Below are 18,682 nucleotides of genomic sequence, written 5' to 3' on the forward strand. Positions count from 1 at the left end.
GGATCTGATGGTGGTGCAGCGGAATGGGGCGGGGCCGCCGACGTACGCATGGCCTCAGGCCTGCTGGAGGAACTGGCCGGTGCCCGACGGCCCGGTGTTGCCGGACGCGGCGGTGCCACCGGGCTGGCCGGTGTTGGCGGGGCCGGGCGGGTTTCCGGGGTCGTAGTCGGAGTGGCTGTAGCTGGTCGAGCGTCCCTTGCCGGTCTGTCCCGTCGGTCCGGCCGCGCCGCCGGGGCCGCCGAGTCCGCCGGGGCCACCGGTGCCGCCACCGACCTGGAACACCGGCGGGATACCGGACAGGTCCCGGCGGTACAGGATCGCGATGGTGCCGCCCGCGCCGCCGTCGCCACCGCGGCCGCCGTCACCACCGCGGCCACCGTCGCCGCCCCGCCCGCCGTACGCGTTGGCCTCGCAGTCGGCGCCCCAGCCGCCGTCTCCGCCCGCGCCCCCGGAACCGCCCTGGCCGCCGTTGCCGCCGAGACCGCCCGTCCCACCTCGGCAGCTGGCCTGGATGCCGCCCAGGTAGTCGTCGACCCGCACGACCACGGCGCCACCGGTGCCGCCCGGGGTGCCCGCCGAGCCGGCGCTGCCGGAGGCGCCCGGGCCGCCGTCGGAGCCGCGGGTGGGCTCGTTGTCGTCCCAGAAGCCGCAGTCTGCGTCCTGGCCCGGCACTCCGTTCGCGCCGGGGGTTCCACCGAATCCGATCTGGCCGGATGCGCCGGTCGCGCCGTCGGCCACGATGTTGAAGCCTGGCATGTCGGTTCCTCCTATTCGCCCTTGATGGATGTCGCGTTGATCTGCAGGCTCTTTCCGGTCGCGACAATTCGGCCATTGGCCCGGATCAGCAGATTCCGGCAGATCAGGACCGCGTTGTAGTTGGTCATCAGCAATGTGCCGCCGGAATTGACGGTGACGTCCTGGAACAGCCATTTGATGACCGACGACGGTACGGCGACGAGCGTCTCGCGGCCGATTCCGTGTTGCGCCACCGCCGCCGGGTCGAACTGTCGGGCGAGCCGCCAGAAGGTACTGACCTTGGTGCGGTCGGTGGTGGGCAACGCCGCGAGCAGGCGGGCGTACCGGCCGAGGTCCGGACGGATACGGCCGGGCACGAAGCGCCGCTGGCGGTGCACCTCCACGTCGGTGAGCGCCTGCCGGGTGACCGTGGTGGCCGCCTCCGTGAGCTGGTCGAGCTCGGCGTCGGAGTCCAGAATCCCCACCTCGACGAGGTCGCCCAGTCTGGTGATGGCGACCGTGGTGCGGGCTCCGGCGAACCGCTGGGCGGCGTCGTCGTCGAGCTGAACGGTGGTGTTGTCGGCGACGATGATGTCTTCGGGCATGTTTACCGGGTCCTTTCCATCGTGGTCGTCGTCTCTGACCGACGCGCGCGGAAATGGCGGCGCACGGCCAAGAATGGCCGACACCAGGTGACGAAATGGAGGCCGCGAGTCGCCGGAACGAACTGAACCATCTGCCCGGCGATACCGGGCACGATTCATGTTCCGGCATCCGCACAGGGCACGTCTATCGGCTTCACCCGGAAATGATTGTCCGGTCGCGGACATGATTGAGGAGCATGGATATCGATGGAACCCGATGGCTGGCGGGTGCCACTATTCCAGATCGGACTCGGGGGCCGCCCGTCGGCCCAACCGCGCCGGGATGTCACCGGCCGGCACGATCGCGATGCCGAGCCCGGCCAGTTCCGCCAGGGTCGCGGCGTGCTCCGTGGCGGTGACACTGGCTGTCGCGTCCGGCACCACCACCACGTCGAGACCGAGCAGGACGGCGGTGCGGGCAGTGGCCGCCACGCCGTGCGCGGTGGAGATCCCCGTGACGACGACACCGCGCACACCCAGTCGGGTCAGGAGCCGCTGGAGGTCCGTACCCGCGAAGGCGTCGAGTCCGTGCTTGGTCACGACGTGTTCGGCCAGTTGCGGGTCGAGGGCGTCGACGATCTGGTTCGCGGGGGCGGTGGCACCGCCGTCGAGACCGTCCTCCCGCAGATAGCGCACGAGGATCACCGGCGACCCGGCGGCCCTGAATGCGTCGCGGACGACCACGGACTTCTCGACGACATCCTTGCCGCTGATCGGCGCCAGCCCCATGTCGACGATCCAGTGCTGAAGGTCGACGACGATCAGCGCAATCTGCTCGGGTGACACAGCTCCCCCGGAAAGTGTCAGGTGAGGTGCCACCCTATCCGGGCGGATCGACCGATGCCGACCTCATGGGGCCGGAAGTCGACCTTGGAGAAGTGCGGAGACTCCGGGATTCGAACCCGGGAGGGGCTTTAAGACCCCAACCGCATTAGCAGTGCGGCGCCATAGACCAGACTAGGCGAAGTCTCCCCCGGCGGCCCGCGGGGCCACCGACCGTCGAGGATACCGGACCGCCTCGGGGGCGGGCAAAGAGGCTGCCATTTGGCCACGCCGATCACGAATCGACCGACCACCGGGTTTTCACCGGGAGAAACCGCGGGACCCGAGCTAGGCTGCGACGGCATGGAGGAGAACCAGCCCACGCAGCGCCCGTCGCGCGCGCGTAGCCCCCGGGCCGCGTTCAGCACCCCGGACGAGAGCGCGCCGCCGGCCCAGTCAGCCGAGCGCGCCGCCAAGCCCGCACCTCCGGTGACGTTCCAGCCGCCGGCCGGCGAGTCAGACACCCGGCCGCCGTCGAGCGCCGGGTCCGAGCGGGAGCGGCCGGGCCGTCGCCCCACTTCCCCGGGTACGCCCACCTCGGCGCCCGCACCAACCTCGCCGCCTTCACCAGGTACGCCCACACCAACCTCGCCGCCTTCACCAGGTACGCCCACACCGGGCGCGTCGCCTTCACCAGGTACGCCCACACCCAGCTCGCCGCCCTCACGAGGTACATCCGCACCAGGCTCGCCGCCTTCTCCCGCTACGCCCGCCGCGGGGCAGGACGCCGCCGCATCCGGCCGGGCCACTCCCGCGGACAGCGGTGCCGCCACCCGGCGTCCCCGACCGGCCAAGAAGGCCACGGGCGCTGCGGCGAAACCCACCTCGGATGTCGCGGCGCCCGGCGCCCGGCCTGCGAAGAAGACCGCCGCCAAGAAGACCGCCGCCGCGAAGAAGACGACGGCTCGCAAGCCCACAACCGACGCGCGAACACCAACACCACCACCCCCGCCCGCACCGACGTCCCCGCCGGCCGCGACACAGACCGCACCACCTCCCGAGACAGAGAACCCACCACCCACCGCGACACAGACCGCACCACCCCCCGGAACACAGACCGCACCACCCGCGACTCCGACCACACCACGTGCGACTCCGACCCCGCCTGCGGCACCGATCACCGCACCATCCGGCAGCCGGACCGAGGCGTGGGCCAAGATCCTCGCCGATCCCGGATACGCACCGGAGCTGCTGGCGGTCGCCGCCGTGCAGGCCATCGGGCCGCGCGCCCGGGACTGGGCGCAGCGGATGCGGGCGGCCTATCCGAGCGCCGGGCCCGACGCGCTGGCCCGCTTGGCGGCGGCCCAGTTCACCCGGCTGGGCAGCGTGACCAGCGTCTTCGGGGCGGTGGCCGGTTCCCGTACGCCGGTCGCGTTGCTGGCCGCCAACGCCGTGACCCACGCCGAACTGGCGTTGCACATCGCCGCCGCCCACGGCCTGGACCCGACCGATCCGGCGCGGGCGGCCGACCTGCTCGTGCTGACGCAGGTGCACGAGAGCCGGGACGCGGCCGAGCAGGCGCTGGTCGCCGCGCGGCAGCCGGCCCACGAGCGCGGCGGCGCGGAGAGCGACCGGCTACGAGGACTGTGGCGCGCCGGCCGGATGGCGGGCCTGCAGGCGGGCGCGTGGGCGCTGCTGCGCACCGCCAACCGCTACTTCCCGGGTACGAGCCTGCTGGCCGCCGCGCTGACGGGCCGGTCATCGGCGCGGAACATGGCGTCCAAGGCAACGCTGTTCTACCGCGGCACCGCCCCGCGCTGAGCGCGGCCGGGCCCGGTGACCGTGGCGGTGCTGGGCAAGGGCGATCCCCCGCGTTTGACTCGGAACGGCTCTGCCGTGGCGAGGCGAGCCGTTCAGAGCCAGTGGAGCCAGGACGGTGGGAGCAGCGAGTAGCCGACGAACGCGGCGATGTCGAGGATGCTGTGCGCCACGATCAACGGCATCACGCGCTTGAACCGTACGAAGAACAGCGCGAACACGACCCCCATGATCGCGTTGCCGACGAACGCCCCGAACCCCTGGTACAGGTGGTACGACCCGCGCAGCACCGCGGACGCCCCGACCACGAGCGGGAGCTGCCAGCCGATCTGACGCAGCCGGGTCATCAGGTAGCCGACGACGATGACCTCCTCCAGCACCGCGTTCTTGATCGCGGCCAGGATCAGCACGGGCGTCGCCCACCAGACGGGCTGCAGCGCGGCGGGCACGATCTGCGCGTTGACGCCGAGCTGCGCCGCGGCGTACACGAGAAGCAGGCCGGGGATGCCGATGGCCGCGGCCAAACCGAAACCCCAGCCGGCGTCGAACCCGGGGCGGTCGAGGGTGAGGCCCAGCGTCCGGGTGGGCCGGTCCAGCAGATAGAGGACCAACAGTACGGGCACGAGCGCGAAGAAGATCTCCAGCAGCTGGTACGTCAGATCCAGGTACGGCCGCGGGGACTGCGACGCGTTCAGCGTGGCGGCCTGTTGTGACAGCGGCTTGCCCGCGGTGAGCTTCGCGACGATGGACACCACGGAGTAGATCGCGGACTGGCCCAGCGACAGCAGCAGGACGATCGCCACTTCCTGGCCGAGCCGTGTGCGGGTGGCGGGCCGTGATTCGGAGGTCACCGGATCACTCTATGGGGCGCATGATCGGTTCAACCGCTAAGCACAAACAGACCAAAAAGGTGCATGCGACTCGCCGACGATCGCGTGACATCGCACTTTGGGTGCGTCGGGTACCCGACTCTCGTGACCCACCCTGAAGGGCATGGGAGACCTCGCACGCTTGCTCAAGGAGAGCTGGAGCCTGGTCGAGGAACACCGGGACAAGGTCGCCGGATACTTCTACGCACGCATCTTCCTGGCCCACCCCAACGTGCGTGACCTCTTCCCGGTGCAGATGGACGTGCAGCGCGCACGCCTGCTCAACGCGATCGTCACGGCCGTGCAGACCCTCGAGGATCCCGAACGGTTCGACGAGTACCTGCGCGGACTGGGTCGTGATCACCGGAAGTTCCATGTGGAACCGGCGCACTACGAGGTGGTGGGTGGAGCCTTGATCGAGGCGTTGCGGCAGTTCGCGGGCGACCAGTGGGCCATCGAGTACGAGCAGGCGTGGGCCGACGCGTACGCGGTCATCGCCGCGAAGATGCTGTCGGGGGCGGAGGCAGACGCCAATCCCCCGTACTGGCATGCGGAGGTGGTCGCGCACGAGCGCCGGTCCAAGGACATCGCGGTCTTCACCGTGCTGCCGCTGCAGCCGCTGGAGTTCCGTGCGGGGCAGTACCTGAGCATGGAATGCCCGCGCTACCAGCCGCGGCTGTGGCGTACCTATTCACCGGCGAACGCGCCGCGACGGGACAACACGCTGGAGTTCCACGCCCGCGCGGTGGGCGCGGGCTGGGTGTCCAGCGCCCTGGTACGCCGCCTGCAGGTGGGCGACATGGTCCGGCTGGCCGCGCCGATGGGCAGCATGACGCTGGACCGGCGTTCCACCCGGGACGCGGTGTTCGTGGCGGGCGGCACCGGCCTGGCCCCGATCAAGTCGCTGCTGGAGGAGCTGACCCGGTACAACCGGACCCGTTGGGTGCACGTGTTCTTCGGCGCCCGCGACCGCGACGACCTGTACGACCTGGCCGAGCTGAACCGGCTGGCCGCCCGCTACCCGTGGCTGTCGGTGGTGACCGCCTGCAGTGACGACCCGACCTTCGGCGGGGAGCAGGGCAACATCTGCGACGTGGTGGCCCGGTACGGCCCGTGGAACGAGCACGACTTCTTCGTCTCCGGCTCCGGCCCGATGGTCAAGGCCACCCTGAAGACGCTGGCGGAGCTGCAGGTCCCGCCGATGCGCGTCAAGTACGACAGCTTCACCGAGATGACCTGACCGCCACTAGGCCGTGTTTCGTAAGGGCGCCGATGTCGCGGCGTGGCGGTGATCGATAATTGAAGAGGTCTCCGGTAGGTGGTTTAGCGACCAAGCAAAACCGGAGACCGACCGGAGACCTCGTGCCGAGCGTAGCGGCAGTGAGGCGCCACGATCTCAGCGACGGGCAGTGGGCGGTGCTGCAACCGCTGCTGCCTGTGGTGACAGGTCGTGGGCGGCCACACAGATGGGCCTGCAGGCAGATCATCGACGGGATCCGGTGGCGGGTACGCACCGGGTCACCGTGGCGGGACGTGCCCTTGGCCTATCCGCCGTGGCAGACGTTGTACCGGTGGTTCCGCCGCTGGCAACGCGACGGTATCTGGGCGCAGATCCTGGCCGCGTTGCAGACCCGCGCTGATGCTCGTGGGTTGATCGGCTGGTCGGTCAGCGTGGACTCCACGATCAGCCGCGCCCATCAGCACGCGGCCGGCGCCCGCCGCGACGGCCAGGCGCAGAAGGAGCCGCCCGGCGGTGTGCAGACCGAACCCGCCGGGCACGCACTGGGCCGTTCCCGGGGCGGGTGGACCACCAAGACGCACCTGGCCTGCGAGCAGGGCCGCAAGGTCCTCGCAGTCCTGGTGACTGCCGGGCAGCGCGGGGACAGCCCGCAGTTCATCCCGGTCCTGCGCGGTATCCGCGTCGCCCGTGCCGGTGCTGGTCGGCCCCGGACCCGACCGGACCAGGTGCTGGCCGACAAGGCGTACACGTGCAAGGCCAACCGGGCCTACCTGCGTGCCCGAGGGATCCAAGCCTGCATCCCGAGCAAGGTCGACCAGGACGCTCACCGCAAGGCCAAGGGATCCAAAGGCGGGCGTCCGCCCGCGTTCGATCCCGACCTCTACCGGCTACGGCACGCTGTCGAGTGCGGCATCAACCAGCTCAAACAGCACCGTGCCATGGCCACCCGCTACGACAAGTTGGCCGTCCGCTACGAAGCCACCCTTACCATCGCCGCGATCAACCAATGGCTACGGGCCTTACGAAACACGGCCTAGTACGCCCAGGGCCGCCCGGTGTGCTGGTACTCCTCCACCGGCACCAGGCTGTCGTCGGGCATCCGCTCCACGTACAGGCGGCCTTCCAGGTGGTCGATCTCGTGGCTGACCAGCCGCGCCATCGCCTGCTCGAACGAGGTGATCACCCTGGTCCCGTCGAAGCGGGCGTGTTCCACTTCGACGCGTAGCGGGCGGCGGACCAGGCCGCGGTAGTCGAAGAAGGACAGACATCCCTCGTACCGGTCGTCGGTGTCGGCGGACTCGCCGACCACCCGGGGGTTGAGCAGGACGACGGGCGCGCTGCCGCGCTCGGGTGGCCGGATCACCGCGGCGGCGACGGCGCGCCCGATCTGCGGTGCGGCCAGGCCGACCCCCTTGCGGAAGTCGTGCGCCCGTTCGAGTTTGTCCAGCGTGGCCAGCAGCCCGGTCACCGCGTCGCGGGCGGCGGCCTCCTCGCGGGGCAGCTGGAAGTGCCGGGCGCGCTGGCGCAGCAGGTCGGAGCCCCGCTGCACGATGCCGATGTCGCGCATCCGCTGGCTGGCCCGTTCCTCGTCGCGCCGCTGGCCGGCCGCGCGGCGCGGCGGCGCACCACGGGCGGGATCGCTGCCCGCACCCGAGGGTGCGGGCGGATCATCCCCCGCACCCGAGGGCGCGGCGGAATCACCTCCCGCGACTCGGGAGGAGGCGGGACCCGGCGGGGGTAACGGTTCCTCCACGGTCGGGGCGCCGGGGGCGCGGAACCGCCATTCCAGCCGGTACCGCGCGTTGAGCAGGGGCGCGTCCGTCGACCATTCGAAGATCGCCCGGTCGCCGTCGTTGTGCCGTCCCAGCGGCGTACGGACGGGCACCTCAGCGGCCAGCGACGTCTCCACGCCCCACACCTGCGGGTCGAACTCCACCGGGAAGTCGAGGCGCACGGTGAGGCTGCGGGTGGGCAGGCGGACCGCCCGCTGGAACCACTGCCCCCACTTCTGTTCGCCGACCGTGTACGCGTACTCGATGGTGGTGCGCTCGCCGGGGTAGAGGGGGAACCGGCCGTGTTCGTTGGCGAACAGCAGCCAGATCTCCTTGGCGGCGTCCCGGTCGAGCTTGACGTACCAGTCCATGGGCTCCACCGCGGCGCCCTCGCCCGCGTGTGCGGCGAGGCTCATCTCCTCGATGGTCAGCGGATGCGCGCGGTGGTGCCGGTTCGACCCGGCGGGGTCGTGCGGGAAACGGTCGACGGCGATCTTCACCAGGTACCGGGTGACCGGCTCGCCGCCGGGGTTGTAGAGGTCGCGCCGGACCCGGCACCGGTACGCGCCGTCGGTGTAGCGCAGTTCGGCGATCTCCCGTTCCACGATGAGCCCGGTGCCGGGCGGCATCCACTGGACGGGCACGGGCGGGTCGCGGTGCAGCGCGGCTCCGCGGGCGTGCCGCAGTTCGTCGTACTCCCGGAACCGCTGCCAGATCGCGCCCCCGGCGGCCAGGACCGCCTCGGCCCGCCGGGCGAAGTCCTCCGTCGGCTTGTGCCGGCGGCTCTCGACATGGCTGACGTACGAGGGATCGAAGCCCATGCGCGCGGCGAGCTGCTTCTTCGTCATGCCTCGCTCGTTACGCCACTGGGCCAGCGCCGCGACGAACTTGTCCGCGGCTCGCTCGACGGGTGAGGTGGTCAACACGGTGTCCCCTTCGCCACGAGAGCTTCAGTGTCGCCGTCACGCCTGTCAGTAAGGAGGTAGTAGCACGTAGCCGACAGATGCCTTGACGGGCGAGACGGGCGGACCGGGACGCTTGAGCTGTGACACACAGCCGTGTGACCACGGGTTTCGATCGGCCTGGTTAGGTAAGCCTTAACAAGGTATGGTGGTCGTCGCCGCGGAGATCTGCTCCCGGTCGACTCGTACGCGCGTGTGAGGTGACAGCGGTGGTCCGGCCGACGAAGCGCTCCGGGGGGCACTCCCGCCCTCGGATCGGCGTGGCCCGGTGACCACCGCCATCGACCGGGCCGCGCTCACCGGTGCCCCCTACGCCGAGCAGCCGCTGGCGCCGGTGACCGCGACGCTGCGCGCCATGTTCGGCACCAGCACGGAGCTGCCCGGGCTCGCGCCCGACCTGCTGGTCGGCGACCCGTCGGGCTGGCAGCCCACCACCCTGTTGACCGGTGACCAGCTCGACACCCTGCTCGACGGGGCCGCCCGCCGCTGGAACGCCGAGCCGCACGCCGCGGCCGCGCTGGCCTGGAAGGCATACACCTACTGGCTGGCGCTGCCGGCGGTGCTGGGCTGGGCGTCGGCCCGCCGGGTTCCGCTGCTGCGCGCCCGCGACGTACTCATGCACTTCGACGACCCGCGCCCGCTGGTCACGCTCGGCATGCGGGCCGACATCGAGGTCGCGGTGCTGCCGTCGGATCCGCTGGCCCTCGGCGGGCTGCCGCAGATCCGCGTGGTGGCCGACGAGGCCGCCCTGCTGGCGGCGCTGCGCACCACGCTGCTCGACGAGCACCTGACCCCGCTGCTGGACGCCATTCACCGGCGGGTGCGGCTGGGCAAGCGGACCCTCATGGGGTCGGTGTCGTCGGGCGTCGCGTACGCGGTGCTGCGCTCCGCCGACGTCCTGCCCGGCTCGTCGGCGGAGACGATCGACACGCTGCTCAGGACGCTCGGCGTCGCGGACCTCATCGAGCTGGTGCCCGGCCCGTCCGGCACGCTGGACGTGCAGCGCAAGACCTGCTGCCTCGCGTTCACGCTGCCCCAGCCCAAGGTCTGCCAGGGCTGCTGCATCAAGTAGACGCGCCGCCCGGCAGCGGCCCCGCGCCTGTCAGCCGGCGGCGGCCGTCAGCACGGCCTTCGGGTCGTCCACCAGGCTGCGGACGTTCCACACCCAGGCGCCGCCCGTCCAGGTCGGCTGGAAGCCGAGCAGGTCGGTCATCACGCGCAGCATCTCGAAGTCGCGGGACTGAGGGGCGAGCACGACCGCCCCGGCCTTCCAGAACCGCAGGTCGGCGAGGGTCATCTCGCGCCGGGTGTCGGTGATCTCCGGGGTCGGGTTGCCCTGCTTGATCGACGCCATCAGGCCGCTGGTCGGCCGCCACGGCGGAGAGAACAGCGCCGTACGGTCGGTCGGGTCTAGCGGGTTCTGGTTGGGCAGCAGCGCGTACGCGCCGGCGATCCGCATGTCCTGGTGGGTGTACGCGCTCCAGCGCAGCGGGTCCGGGTAGCTGGAATCCGGCAGCGGCAGCGCGACCACGGTGTGGTTGTCGTCGACGTACTGCCGCCACGCGCCGGAGGTGACGAAGTCGGGGACGGGCTCCATCGGTTTGGTGACCAGCGGCGTCGGCGCGAGCGGCACGAGCGCCATCACCACCGCGGTGATCATGGCGACGCGCACCGGTCCGCGGGTGGACGGCTGGGTCCGGACCAGCTCGACCCCGCGCTGCACGCCCAGCGCCAGGACGATGCCGACCACGGGCGCGATGGCCAGAGCCCAGCGGGTCGGCACCGCCGAGTTGAGCACCGGGACGCTGTGCAGCACGGACCAGATGCCGGCCACGCCGGTGTTGATGCCGCGCAGGTAGATCTGCGGCCCGAGCGACATGGCGGCGAACAGCAGCGCGATGCCGCCGAGGGCCACCACGGCGACGGTACGGCGCATCCAGAAGATCAGCCCGAAGAACAGGATCACCAGGCCCCAGCCGAAGAAGGCGTTCTCCTCGGAGGGGTTCTGCGCGAGCCCGGGGGTGACCTGCCCGTGCCCGGCGATCGAGCGCTGCGAGTACGCCGTGAAGGACGCCAGGTCGGCCCCGAAGTTCCGGACGAACGGGGCGAGCCCCTCGTAGCTCTGCGGCCCGAAGAACTGCACGCACAGCGGGTACGCCAGCACGGCGATGGTGACGACGCCGGCCACGCCGAGCCCGCGCAGGAAGGTACGGATCTCGCCGCGATGCCGGCGGAACCGGGTGACGGCCATGACCGCGCAGAACACACCGAGACCCACGGCGGTCATGAAGAGGATCTCGAGGTTGATGAACGCCTGCCAGATGAGCAGGCCCGCGAGGATCAGGCCGCCGCGGACGGCGCGGCCGGGCGTACGGAGCGCCAGCGTGCGCCAGATGATCAGCGGAACGAGGAACTGCGAGACGATGTTGGGGTGTCCGCCCGCGTGCGAGACCATGCTCGGCGCGAAGGTGCAGAACAGCGCGCCGACCCAGGCGGCCAGCCGCGACGTCACGAACTGGCGGGACAGCACCAAATACCATGACGTGCCGGTGCATGCCAACGCCAGCGTGAGAAATACGTTGAACGCCACATGAGGACCGAACATCAAAGTGATCGGTGTCATCGGCAGAGAAACGGCCAGCACCGAGGTGTTGGCCATCATGTTCACCCCGTCGGGGTAATTCATGCGATCGGAGAAGAACGGATAGACGCCATCCGTGAGCACTCGTGCACCGTGCGCCAGCATCCACTCAAAGAAAGCCTGATCTTGCGGATCGTCGCGCAAGTCATGATCAAGGTTGAACCACAACGGTGCGGTCAGGAACAGCGCGATCGCGACGAAACTCAGAATCGCGAGGACGTCTCGCCCTTTGAGGGTCCGCCACCAGCGGACGGGACGGTACTCTTCGGTCGTCCGTTCGGGTACGGCTCGAACAGCGGTTTTGACAGCAACCGGCGACGCCGCAACCTCGCTTTCCAGGGCGATGAGCTCTGCGTCCAGGTCCTCTGCGCCGGCCTCACGGTTTGGCAGGGCCGCATGCCCACCAGCCGACTGGCCTGTCGAGTCAATACCCGTAATCGTCATAGCGTCGGCGAGCCTAACCGAGGTTGGTAACGTTGCAGTGACGAGTGACCGATGCGTGATCGAGACGATATGTAGGGGCGTTTTCGGTCACACGGCGGGCAGGATGCACCACCCGGGGCCACCCCCGAGCAATGTCTCAATCAGGCAAACAATGGGCGATCACCCCCCGCTCAACTTTCGGTCGCAGGCAGCGTCTGGTTAACTCTTCCGGTCCCGCTGTCCAGCAAGACGAGGGAACCCGACTTATGGCAGACATCACTGGAGACCAGCGGATCCAGTCCGAGGTCCTCGAGGGCCTGGCGACGGCAGTGAACCACCGTCGCTGGTTCGTCGAGCTCGCGCTTCCGTATCTGGGGGACAACCCCATCGAGATCGGCAGCGGCCTCGGGGACTACGCGCTCGAGTGGTCGGCTCATCTGCCCCGCTTCACCGCCACCGAGGCGGACCCCGACCGGCTGGTGCAGCTCAAGGAGCGCCTGGCCGATCACCCCGGCATCGACGTACGCCAGATGCTGCTGCCCAGCACCGAGGGTGGCGACTACAGCGCCGCGGTGTCGTACAACGTGCTGGAGCACATCGAGGACCACGTGGGCGCGCTGCGCAGCATGGCCGGCCTCGTCCGCCCCGGTGGGCGGGTCATCATCATCGTGCCGGCGTTCATGTTCGCCATGAGCCAGGTCGACATCGCGACCGGCCACGTGCGCCGCTACACCAAGAAGACGATGCGGGCCGCCATGACAGAGGCGGGCCTGACCATCGAGAAGATGCACTACGCGAACGCGCTCGGCCTGATCGGCTACTACGGCGCCACCAGCATCTTCAAGCTGGCCCCCAAGGAGGGCCCGATGGTGAAGGTGTACGACTCGCTCGTGCTGCCGGTGACCAAGGCCGCCGAGCGCCTGGTGAAGCCCCCGTTCGGTCAGTCCGTCTTCGCGGTGGCGCGGACCCCGCTCTGACCCACCGCCCATTTCGGCACCGGCCCTCCGGCTAGCCCCTGACCTGGAACGTCGGACGGATCGTCGCCCGGGCCAGCGTGTGGAACGCCAGGTTGAACCCGACGACCGCGGGGGTCGCGTCGGCGCCCACGTCGAGTGAGTCCACGTCGATGGCGTGCACCGCGAAGACGTACCGGTGCGGCCGGTCGCCGGGGGGCGGGGCGGCACCGCCGTACCCGAGATCGCCGTAGTCGTTGCGGATGCAGAACGCGCCGTCGGGCAGCGGGTCGGCCCCCCGCTCCAGCTCCGTCACCGAGGCCGGCAGGTTGACCAGGACCCAGTGCCAGAAGCCGCTGCCCGTGGGCGCGTCCGGGTCGAAGCAGGTCACCACGAAGCCGCGGGTCTCCGCGGGGAAGCCGGACCAGGACAGCTGCGGGGACAGGTTCTTGCCGCCCCCGCCGGGGTGCGCGTGCAGCTCGTCGAGCGGCTGGCCGTCGACCAGGTCCGTGCTGGTGACCGTGAAGGACGGCACCGGCGGGAGCAGGTCGTACGGGTCCGGGGCGGTGGGGCGGTCGAGACTCATGGCGGTGTCCTTCCTCCAGGCGTCCGCGGGAGACCGGCGTGCGCGGGGACCACGGTGGGGATTCCCCCGACCGGCCGAGCGTAACCAGATCACATGTCGGCGGCCTTTCTGAGCGGTTGCCGCTCCCGTGTCACTCCTGCGGGGTTTTGCCAGCAAACGCACAGCTGGTGCGCTTGACTTCGGGCGTCCGCGGCAATACTTCAGTCGGACATCCGACCGGGTGCGTGTGGCTGAGATCCCCGCGCTCGGTGGCGATAGGTCGCTGTGGCGGCCAGCAAGTCGGCACCCGCCCACTCGGGACGGGTGCCGACTGCTGCCCGGCACTGAGCAGCCGCAGCGCATCGAGTGGTCGGCCGCGCTGGATTGTCGCTACCGCCCGGCGGTTCGGGAGATCTGCTCCAGGGCTCGGATACCGGTGGCCATCGTGTGGGTCTCCCCGGCGGTCCGGGTGACCGTACGGGTGACCTCGGCGACGGCGGCGGTCTGCTCCTCGATCGCGGCGGCGAGCGTGCTGTGGTGCGCCGACAGGGTGTTCATGCTTCCGGCGATCTCGGTAACCCGGGTGACCGCGGCGTCGACCTGGGCGCGGACCTCGGTCAACGTCCGGTTGATGGAGTCGGCGTTCTCGCCGGACTGGCGGGCCAGTTCCTTGACCTCGTTGGCCACCACCGCGAAGCCCTTGCCGCTCTCGCCGGCGCGGGCCGACTCGATCGTGGCGTTGAGCGCCAGCAGGTTCGTCTGCTCGGCGATCGACTGGATGATGTCGCTGGCCGCCATGATCTGCGCGCTCGACGCGGCCAGGGCCTTGATCACCGTGGCGGCGTCGTCGGCCTGCCGCACCACCGTGACCGTGACCTCCTCGGTGGACTGCGCCGTACGCGAGAGGTCCTGGAGCGCGCAGGACATCTGCTCGGTCGCGGTGGCCGCGACTGTCGTGTTCTGGCTGACCTCCGCGGCGGACTGGGCCAGCACGGCCGCCTGCGCGGCGACCTGCTGCTGCAGGCGGGTCTGCTCGGCCATCTGCGCGGCGGCCTGCTCGGCCCGCTGCGCCTCGGCCTGCTGCTGCTCGGTCAGCGTACGTACCTGCAGCTCAGTGACCTCAGCCTGAGCCCGGGCGACCTGGGCGGCGCTGTCGTCGAGCAGTCCGCGCAGCCAGTGCGTCGCGGTACCCATCCCGGTCAGCATCAGCCAGATCGCCACCGAACGCCAGACCGCGACCCATGGTGGGGCCAGTTGCCACTGCGCCGCCAGGGTCAGCACGGCCATGAGGGCGGACAGCGCCACCAGGTCACGCCGCTCGAGAGCGAACCCGGCCCAGACCAGGCCGATGGCCGAGGACAGCAGGCTCAGGTAGTAGGTGGTCGGGGCGGTGACGGCGCCGATACCGATCATCGCCACGCCGAGGTAGGCCAGGGTGCGCAACGCCAGCGGCGGAACCCGGTCCCAGTTCACCCGCCAGGTGGCCGCCGCGACCGCACAGGCCGCCAGCGCCCGGACCAGCTGGAGCCCCTGGTGCCCGTCGACATCGGACAGCGCGATGACCAGCCCGGCCAGACCGGCGGGCAGGAACAGTCGGGGCAGCAGCTTGCCGGAGATCGATCGATCCTCCAGCGGACTGCGTCGTCGCGCAGCGATGGCATGGCCCTGAGTCACGGCCCATCCATCGGCCGCGACGCTCAGTGTTGAGGCATGCCCGCAGTGTCCCCCATCACCCTGTCCATGGCCGCTTCTCCCCGGGCCAGAGTCGTCGCCGGAACCCGAACCGCGGGAAGGGAATCCCGCAACGTCGCCGTTACAGGCTCGGCCGACTGCCCTACAGGCCGAACATCGGCAGGCAGGGCGCCAGCCCCTCGACGGTGACCGGAACCGTACGGGCGGCCGCCCACCCCGCCCGGTCCAGGCGCAGCCGCCGGCTGACCACCGCCGCGCCCCGCACCAGATGCCTGTCGATTCCGTCGTCGGCGTAGCCGAGCTTGCGCGACACCCCGTACGAGGCGTCGTTGTCGGCGAACGCGGCGGAGGTCGCGTACTCGGCACCCAGTTCCTCGAACGCCAGATGCAGCACGGCCGCGCGCATCTCGGTGCCGTACCCGCGGCCGTGGTGCGCGCGGCCCAGCCACGATCCGGTGCCGACCTCGCGCAGTGTGGCGAAGTGGCGGGCCCGCACGTCCTGGGTGCCGACCACGACCCCGTCGGCGACCGTCACGAAGTTCAGCGACCAGTCGTCCGGCGCCCAGCGGCCCAGCATCGACCAGTGCCACTGCATCGTGCTGCGGGCCCGCTGGGCGGGTTCCGCATCGGTCCACGCGGCCGTGAACGGCTGAGTGGCCGCATCGTGCACGCCCTCGGCGGCGCGGTCGGCCAGGGCCGCGAGGTCATCCTGGTCGGGCAGCCGCAGTTCCAGCCGCGGCGTGCGCAGGCGCAGGCCGTACAGGGGCCAATGGTCTTTGATCATGTTGTTGATTCCTCACCGCGGCGCACGGAGCGTGCGCCGCGGCGGACCATCCACTTCAGAGCCGCTCGATGTGGAGGCCGGCGTAGAGCCGGCGGTACACCACGCCGGTCCGGGTGTTGCCGGCGTCGATCATCATTCCGCCACCCATGTACACCCCGACGTGGCCGCGCCCGACGACGAGGTCGCCGGGGCGGGCCGAGGCGCGGGACACGGTCCGCGCCATCGCGGCCTGCGCCCCCGAGGAGTGCGGCAGCCGCAGACCGATCCGCGCGTACGCGCGCATGGTGAATCCGGAGCAGTCGAACGTGTACGGGCCCTCCCCGCCGAGGCGGTACTGCTTGCCGAGCTGAGCCCGGGCGAACGCCAGCACCGGCCCCATCCCGCGCTCGGGCGGCAGCGACACGTACTCGGCCCGCACGAAGTGCTGCACGGCGCGGCCGAGCCGGTATGTGGCGCGGGTGTGCCGGGACGGCGAAGGCGTCCGGTGCGCGTGCGCCCGGCGCGCGTCGGCCGCCCGCCGGAGCACCACGATGCGGGTGCTGACCCGGACGACCGCCCGCCCGGCCGCATTCCGGACGACGTTGACCACCGGCCGTACCGTCATCGCGCGCACTGCGGAGCGCGACACCCGGTCGGCGTGCCGTTCCGACACCACCGCGATCGGGTCCGCCTCCGCAGCCCTGGCCAGTTTGTCGGGCGACAACGGCGGCGGGGGCACGGCCTCGGCGGGCCGTTCCATGGGGTCCACCGCCGGGGCGAGGACCGCGAGCGCGAGCGCGCTCGCGGTCAACACCCGCCGGGTGTACGGATGCGGCGGCGCCTGCCTGCGGTGCCGTCCCGGGGCGCTACCGAGCACCCCGGCGGTGCGCAGCACCTGGCGGGTGTACAGCGCGGGCAGTGTCTGCCTGCGGTGCCGGCCCGGTGCACTGGTGGAAGCGCCGGAAACCAGCGTCCGGCGGCTGTACGGATGGGACAGAGTCTGCCTCCGGTGCAGGCCCGGGGCACTCGCGCGAATCCCGCTGGGCGCGGCCGTCGGCCGCGCGGTTGTCGCGCCGTCCAGCGGCGACAATGGGAACCCGGACTCATCTAACATTTCGTGCACCAGACGAACACACAATGTGGTTTCCGATGGGCGGAATTCCGCGAATTACTCTTTCCGGGCGGTCCCCAATTCGCGTGACACACACATAAAACCGCAGGTCAGAACGCTTTCGTCGGGAGCGGACAGTGCCGTGCGTTCCGCGCTCAGCCGAGGAACGCCGTGATCGACGCGCGCAGCGCGGCCGGGTCCAGGCCATGCGAACGGGCCTGATCGGCCACGCTGCCGTAGTGCCGGGTCTCGGCGCGCCCCACTCCCAGGTGGAGCTCCCGGTGCGGCAGGTCGGCCAGCGCGGCGGCCGCCACCCGGCTCGACGTACCGGCCAGGTACGGCTCCACCACCACGATCTCGGCGGTGGTCAGCGCCCGCAGTCCCGCTACGTCCAGCGGCCGGGGAGTCGAGGTGTACGCCACGGTCACACCCAGATCCGCGACGGCGTCCAGCACGGGATCCAGCATCGGCCCCACCGCCAGCACCAGCGGCGCACCGGCCGGGCCCCGCCGCACGACCCGCAGACGTGGCGACACCGGCTGCGGCGCACTGTTTTCCTGGATGGACAGTCGTATATAGACACGGTCGTCGGTGCGGGCGGCCGCACGCAGCAGCGCCGGTACCTCGTCGCGGTGCCCCGGTACGTGCACCGTCCAGCCGTCCAGGGTGTCGAGCAGCGCCACGTCACCCGGCGAGTGGTGGGTGTAGCCGACGTCCGACGCGTCGTACGAGGCGCCGATGCTGACCAGCACCGCCCCGACGTCCTGGTGACCCAGGTCCAGCTTGATCTGCTCGTACGCCCGGTCGACCAGGAACGGCGCGTACGAGTGCACGTACGGGCGGAGGCCGGTGAGCGCGAGCCCGCCCGCGACTCCGGTCATGAGCTGTTCCCGGATGCCGACGTTGAGCACCCGGTCGGGGTGGCGGCGCCGCGCGGGCGCGAACGCGTCCGCCGAGATGTCGGCGAGCACCAGCGCGGTCCGCGGGTCCTCGTCGAGCAGCGCGGTCGTGGTGGCGACGAAGGTCTCCCGCATGGTCAGCGTCCTTTCGGTGCGACGGTGGCGACCACGACGTGCGGCCGTGACCCGTCGTGGCTGGTCAACGCGTGGGCGATGGCATCGTGGTCGTAGCCGTCCACTACGGAGGCGGACCAGCCCACGAACCGGCCGGCGATACCGCCGGGCCAGCCGTGGGTGGCGGACTGGTTGTCGATGACGATCGCGGTGAGCCCGCTCAGGCGCGCCGCGTACGCGTACGCGATCGCCTCGTGGTTGGCGCCCTCGTCCAGCTCGGCGTCGCCCAGCAGTACGTACGTACGGGTGTCGAGGAAGCCCTGGGCACGCAGGCCGAGCGCGGTGCCGACGGCCAGCCCGAGGCCGTGGCCGAGCGAACCGGAGCCGATCTCCACGCCCGGGATCAGGGTCCGGTCCGGGTGCAGGCCCAGCCGGCTGTTCCGGCCACCCAGATCGTCCAGCCAGCTCACCGGGATGAACCCGGTGGCCGCGAGCACCGCGTAGTACGCGGCCGGCCCGTGCCCCTTGGAGAGCAGGAACCGGTCCCGGTCCGGCTCGTCGGCCGTGGCCGGGCTGACCCGCAATACCCGGTCGTAGAGCACCCAGAGCACCTCCAGCGTGGAGTACGCACTCGGCGCGTGTTTCTCGTCCCCCACGAGACGGGTGACGAGCTGTCGTGCGGGATTGACCCGCTCCGCGATGACGGTCATGCGGGTAGC

17 protein-coding genes and 1 tRNA gene are annotated in these 18,682 nt (G+C 70.9%); 5 read left to right on the forward strand and 13 right to left on the reverse strand.

All coding sequences use genetic code 11. The annotated features are described in order from the left end of the window. Nucleotides 1-54: 54 nt before the first annotated feature. The 4 genes from ACMCNN_RS30190 to ACMCNN_RS30205 all read right to left on the reverse strand — a co-directional run bounded on the left by ACMCNN_RS30190 (nt 55) and on the right by ACMCNN_RS30205 (nt 2,351). Nucleotides 55-756, reverse strand: a complete 702-nt coding sequence (locus tag ACMCNN_RS30190; RefSeq protein WP_412743849.1) for a hypothetical protein — start codon at nt 754-756, stop codon at nt 55-57. 11 nt (nt 757-767) lie between these two features. Further along, nucleotides 768-1,499 (reverse strand): hypothetical protein, encoded by a 732-nt coding sequence (locus ACMCNN_RS30195; protein ID WP_412743850.1) that lies wholly within the window; start codon nt 1,497-1,499, stop codon nt 768-770. A gap of 114 nt (nt 1,500-1,613) precedes the next feature. Continuing rightward, nucleotides 1,614-2,165 carry a cysteine hydrolase family protein gene (locus tag ACMCNN_RS30200; RefSeq protein ID WP_412743851.1) on the reverse strand — a complete coding sequence of 184 codons (552 nt, stop codon included), beginning with the start codon at nt 2,163-2,165 and terminating at the stop codon, nt 1,614-1,616. A gap of 95 nt (nt 2,166-2,260) precedes the next feature. After that, nucleotides 2,261-2,351: transfer RNA gene (locus ACMCNN_RS30205), tRNA-Ser, on the reverse strand. Between the two features lie 1,056 nt (nt 2,352-3,407). Between ACMCNN_RS30205 and ACMCNN_RS30210 the strand changes: the two genes are divergently transcribed. Beyond that, entirely contained in the window at nt 3,408-3,962 is a 555-nt protein-coding gene (locus tag ACMCNN_RS30210) for a hypothetical protein (protein ID WP_412743852.1), read from the forward strand. Between the two features lie 92 nt (nt 3,963-4,054). Here the strand turns inward: ACMCNN_RS30210 and ACMCNN_RS30215 are convergent, their stop codons facing one another. Further along, the gene (locus ACMCNN_RS30215; RefSeq protein ID WP_412743853.1) at nt 4,055-4,810 is read right to left on the reverse strand and encodes a CPBP family intramembrane glutamic endopeptidase; all 756 of its coding nucleotides are present in this window, start codon (nt 4,808-4,810) and stop codon (nt 4,055-4,057) included. A 142-nt stretch (nt 4,811-4,952) separates the two neighbouring features. Between ACMCNN_RS30215 and ACMCNN_RS30220 the strand changes: the two genes are divergently transcribed. Both ACMCNN_RS30220 and ACMCNN_RS30225 read left to right on the forward strand, forming a co-directional pair. Beyond that, the gene (locus tag ACMCNN_RS30220; protein ID WP_412743854.1) at nt 4,953-6,068 is read left to right on the forward strand and encodes a globin domain-containing protein; all 1,116 of its coding nucleotides are present in this window, start codon (nt 4,953-4,955) and stop codon (nt 6,066-6,068) included. A gap of 140 nt (nt 6,069-6,208) precedes the next feature. After that, entirely contained in the window at nt 6,209-7,105 is an 897-nt protein-coding gene (locus tag ACMCNN_RS30225; RefSeq protein ID WP_412742799.1) for an IS5 family transposase, read from the forward strand. Here the strand turns inward: ACMCNN_RS30225 and ACMCNN_RS30230 are convergent. After that, a complete protein-coding gene (locus ACMCNN_RS30230) occupies nt 7,102-8,763 on the reverse strand; it encodes a peptide deformylase (protein WP_412747330.1) in 1,662 nt (553 codons plus the stop codon). The genes ACMCNN_RS30225 and ACMCNN_RS30230 overlap by 4 nt on opposite strands. Before the next feature lie 394 nt (nt 8,764-9,157). Here ACMCNN_RS30230 and ACMCNN_RS30235 point away from each other — a divergent pair, with 394 nt between their 5' ends. After that, complete coding sequence (locus tag ACMCNN_RS30235) at nt 9,158-9,874, forward strand: hypothetical protein (protein ID WP_412747331.1); 717 nt, start codon at nt 9,158-9,160, stop codon at nt 9,872-9,874. 30 nt (nt 9,875-9,904) lie between these two features. Here the strand turns inward: ACMCNN_RS30235 and ACMCNN_RS30240 are convergent, their stop codons facing one another. Next, nucleotides 9,905-11,887, reverse strand: coding sequence for a hypothetical protein (locus ACMCNN_RS30240; protein ID WP_412743855.1), 1,983 nt, complete (start codon nt 11,885-11,887; stop codon nt 9,905-9,907). A 245-nt stretch (nt 11,888-12,132) separates the two neighbouring features. On the opposite strand from ACMCNN_RS30240, the gene ACMCNN_RS30245 reads away from it, so the two are divergent. Then, on the forward strand, nt 12,133-12,843 hold the full coding sequence (locus ACMCNN_RS30245) for a class I SAM-dependent methyltransferase (protein WP_412743856.1): 711 nt from the start codon (nt 12,133-12,135) through the stop codon (nt 12,841-12,843). Nucleotides 12,844-12,874: 31 nt separating this feature from the next. Here the strand turns inward: ACMCNN_RS30245 and ACMCNN_RS30250 are convergent, their stop codons facing one another. The 6 genes from ACMCNN_RS30250 to ACMCNN_RS30275 all read right to left on the reverse strand — a co-directional run bounded on the left by ACMCNN_RS30250 (nt 12,875) and on the right by ACMCNN_RS30275 (nt 18,673). Next, nucleotides 12,875-13,405: a YbhB/YbcL family Raf kinase inhibitor-like protein gene (locus ACMCNN_RS30250; protein WP_412743857.1), complete on the reverse strand. Its 531-nt coding sequence runs from the start codon at nt 13,403-13,405 to the stop codon at nt 12,875-12,877. A gap of 369 nt (nt 13,406-13,774) precedes the next feature. Continuing rightward, complete coding sequence (locus tag ACMCNN_RS30255; protein ID WP_412743858.1) at nt 13,775-15,058, reverse strand: methyl-accepting chemotaxis protein; 1,284 nt, start codon at nt 15,056-15,058, stop codon at nt 13,775-13,777. 160 nt (nt 15,059-15,218) lie between these two features. Next, complete coding sequence (locus tag ACMCNN_RS30260) at nt 15,219-15,860, reverse strand: GNAT family N-acetyltransferase (RefSeq protein ID WP_412743859.1); 642 nt, start codon at nt 15,858-15,860, stop codon at nt 15,219-15,221. A gap of 55 nt (nt 15,861-15,915) precedes the next feature. Beyond that, entirely contained in the window at nt 15,916-16,734 is an 819-nt protein-coding gene (locus ACMCNN_RS30265; protein WP_412743860.1) for a C40 family peptidase, read from the reverse strand. Between the two features lie 371 nt (nt 16,735-17,105). After that, nucleotides 17,106-17,984: a transketolase family protein gene (locus tag ACMCNN_RS30270; RefSeq protein WP_412743861.1), complete on the reverse strand. Its 879-nt coding sequence runs from the start codon at nt 17,982-17,984 to the stop codon at nt 17,106-17,108. A gap of 2 nt (nt 17,985-17,986) precedes the next feature. Beyond that, nucleotides 17,987-18,673, reverse strand: a complete 687-nt coding sequence (locus tag ACMCNN_RS30275; RefSeq protein ID WP_412743862.1) for a transketolase — start codon at nt 18,671-18,673, stop codon at nt 17,987-17,989. Between the last annotated feature and the right edge of the window lie 9 nt (nt 18,674-18,682).

This window comes from Krasilnikovia sp. MM14-A1004 (assembly GCF_047159485.1).
Taxonomy (GTDB): domain Bacteria; phylum Actinomycetota; class Actinomycetes; order Mycobacteriales; family Micromonosporaceae; genus Actinoplanes.

Bases quoted from the DNA above. Each gene is read 5' to 3' on its own strand.
- ACMCNN_RS30190 (WP_412743849.1), bottom strand. From the start codon at position 756: ATGCCAGGCTTCAACATCGTGGCCGACGGCGCGACCGGCGCATCCGGC.
- ACMCNN_RS30195 (WP_412743850.1), bottom strand. From the start codon at position 1,499: ATGAATCGTGCCCGGTATCGCCGGGCAGATGGTTCAGTTCGTTCCGGC.
- ACMCNN_RS30220 (WP_412743854.1), top strand. From the start codon at position 4,953: ATGGGAGACCTCGCACGCTTGCTCAAGGAGAGCTGGAGCCTGGTCGAG.
- ACMCNN_RS30235 (WP_412747331.1), top strand. From the start codon at position 9,158: ATGTTCGGCACCAGCACGGAGCTGCCCGGGCTCGCGCCCGACCTGCTG.
- ACMCNN_RS30240 (WP_412743855.1), bottom strand. From the start codon at position 11,887: ATGACGATTACGGGTATTGACTCGACAGGCCAGTCGGCTGGTGGGCAT.
- ACMCNN_RS30245 (WP_412743856.1), top strand. From the start codon at position 12,133: ATGGCAGACATCACTGGAGACCAGCGGATCCAGTCCGAGGTCCTCGAG.
- ACMCNN_RS30250 (WP_412743857.1), bottom strand. From the start codon at position 13,405: ATGAGTCTCGACCGCCCCACCGCCCCGGACCCGTACGACCTGCTCCCG.
- ACMCNN_RS30260 (WP_412743859.1), bottom strand. From the start codon at position 15,860: ATGATCAAAGACCATTGGCCCCTGTACGGCCTGCGCCTGCGCACGCCG.
- ACMCNN_RS30270 (WP_412743861.1), bottom strand. From the start codon at position 17,984: ATGCGGGAGACCTTCGTCGCCACCACGACCGCGCTGCTCGACGAGGAC.
- ACMCNN_RS30275 (WP_412743862.1), bottom strand. From the start codon at position 18,673: ATGACCGTCATCGCGGAGCGGGTCAATCCCGCACGACAGCTCGTCACC.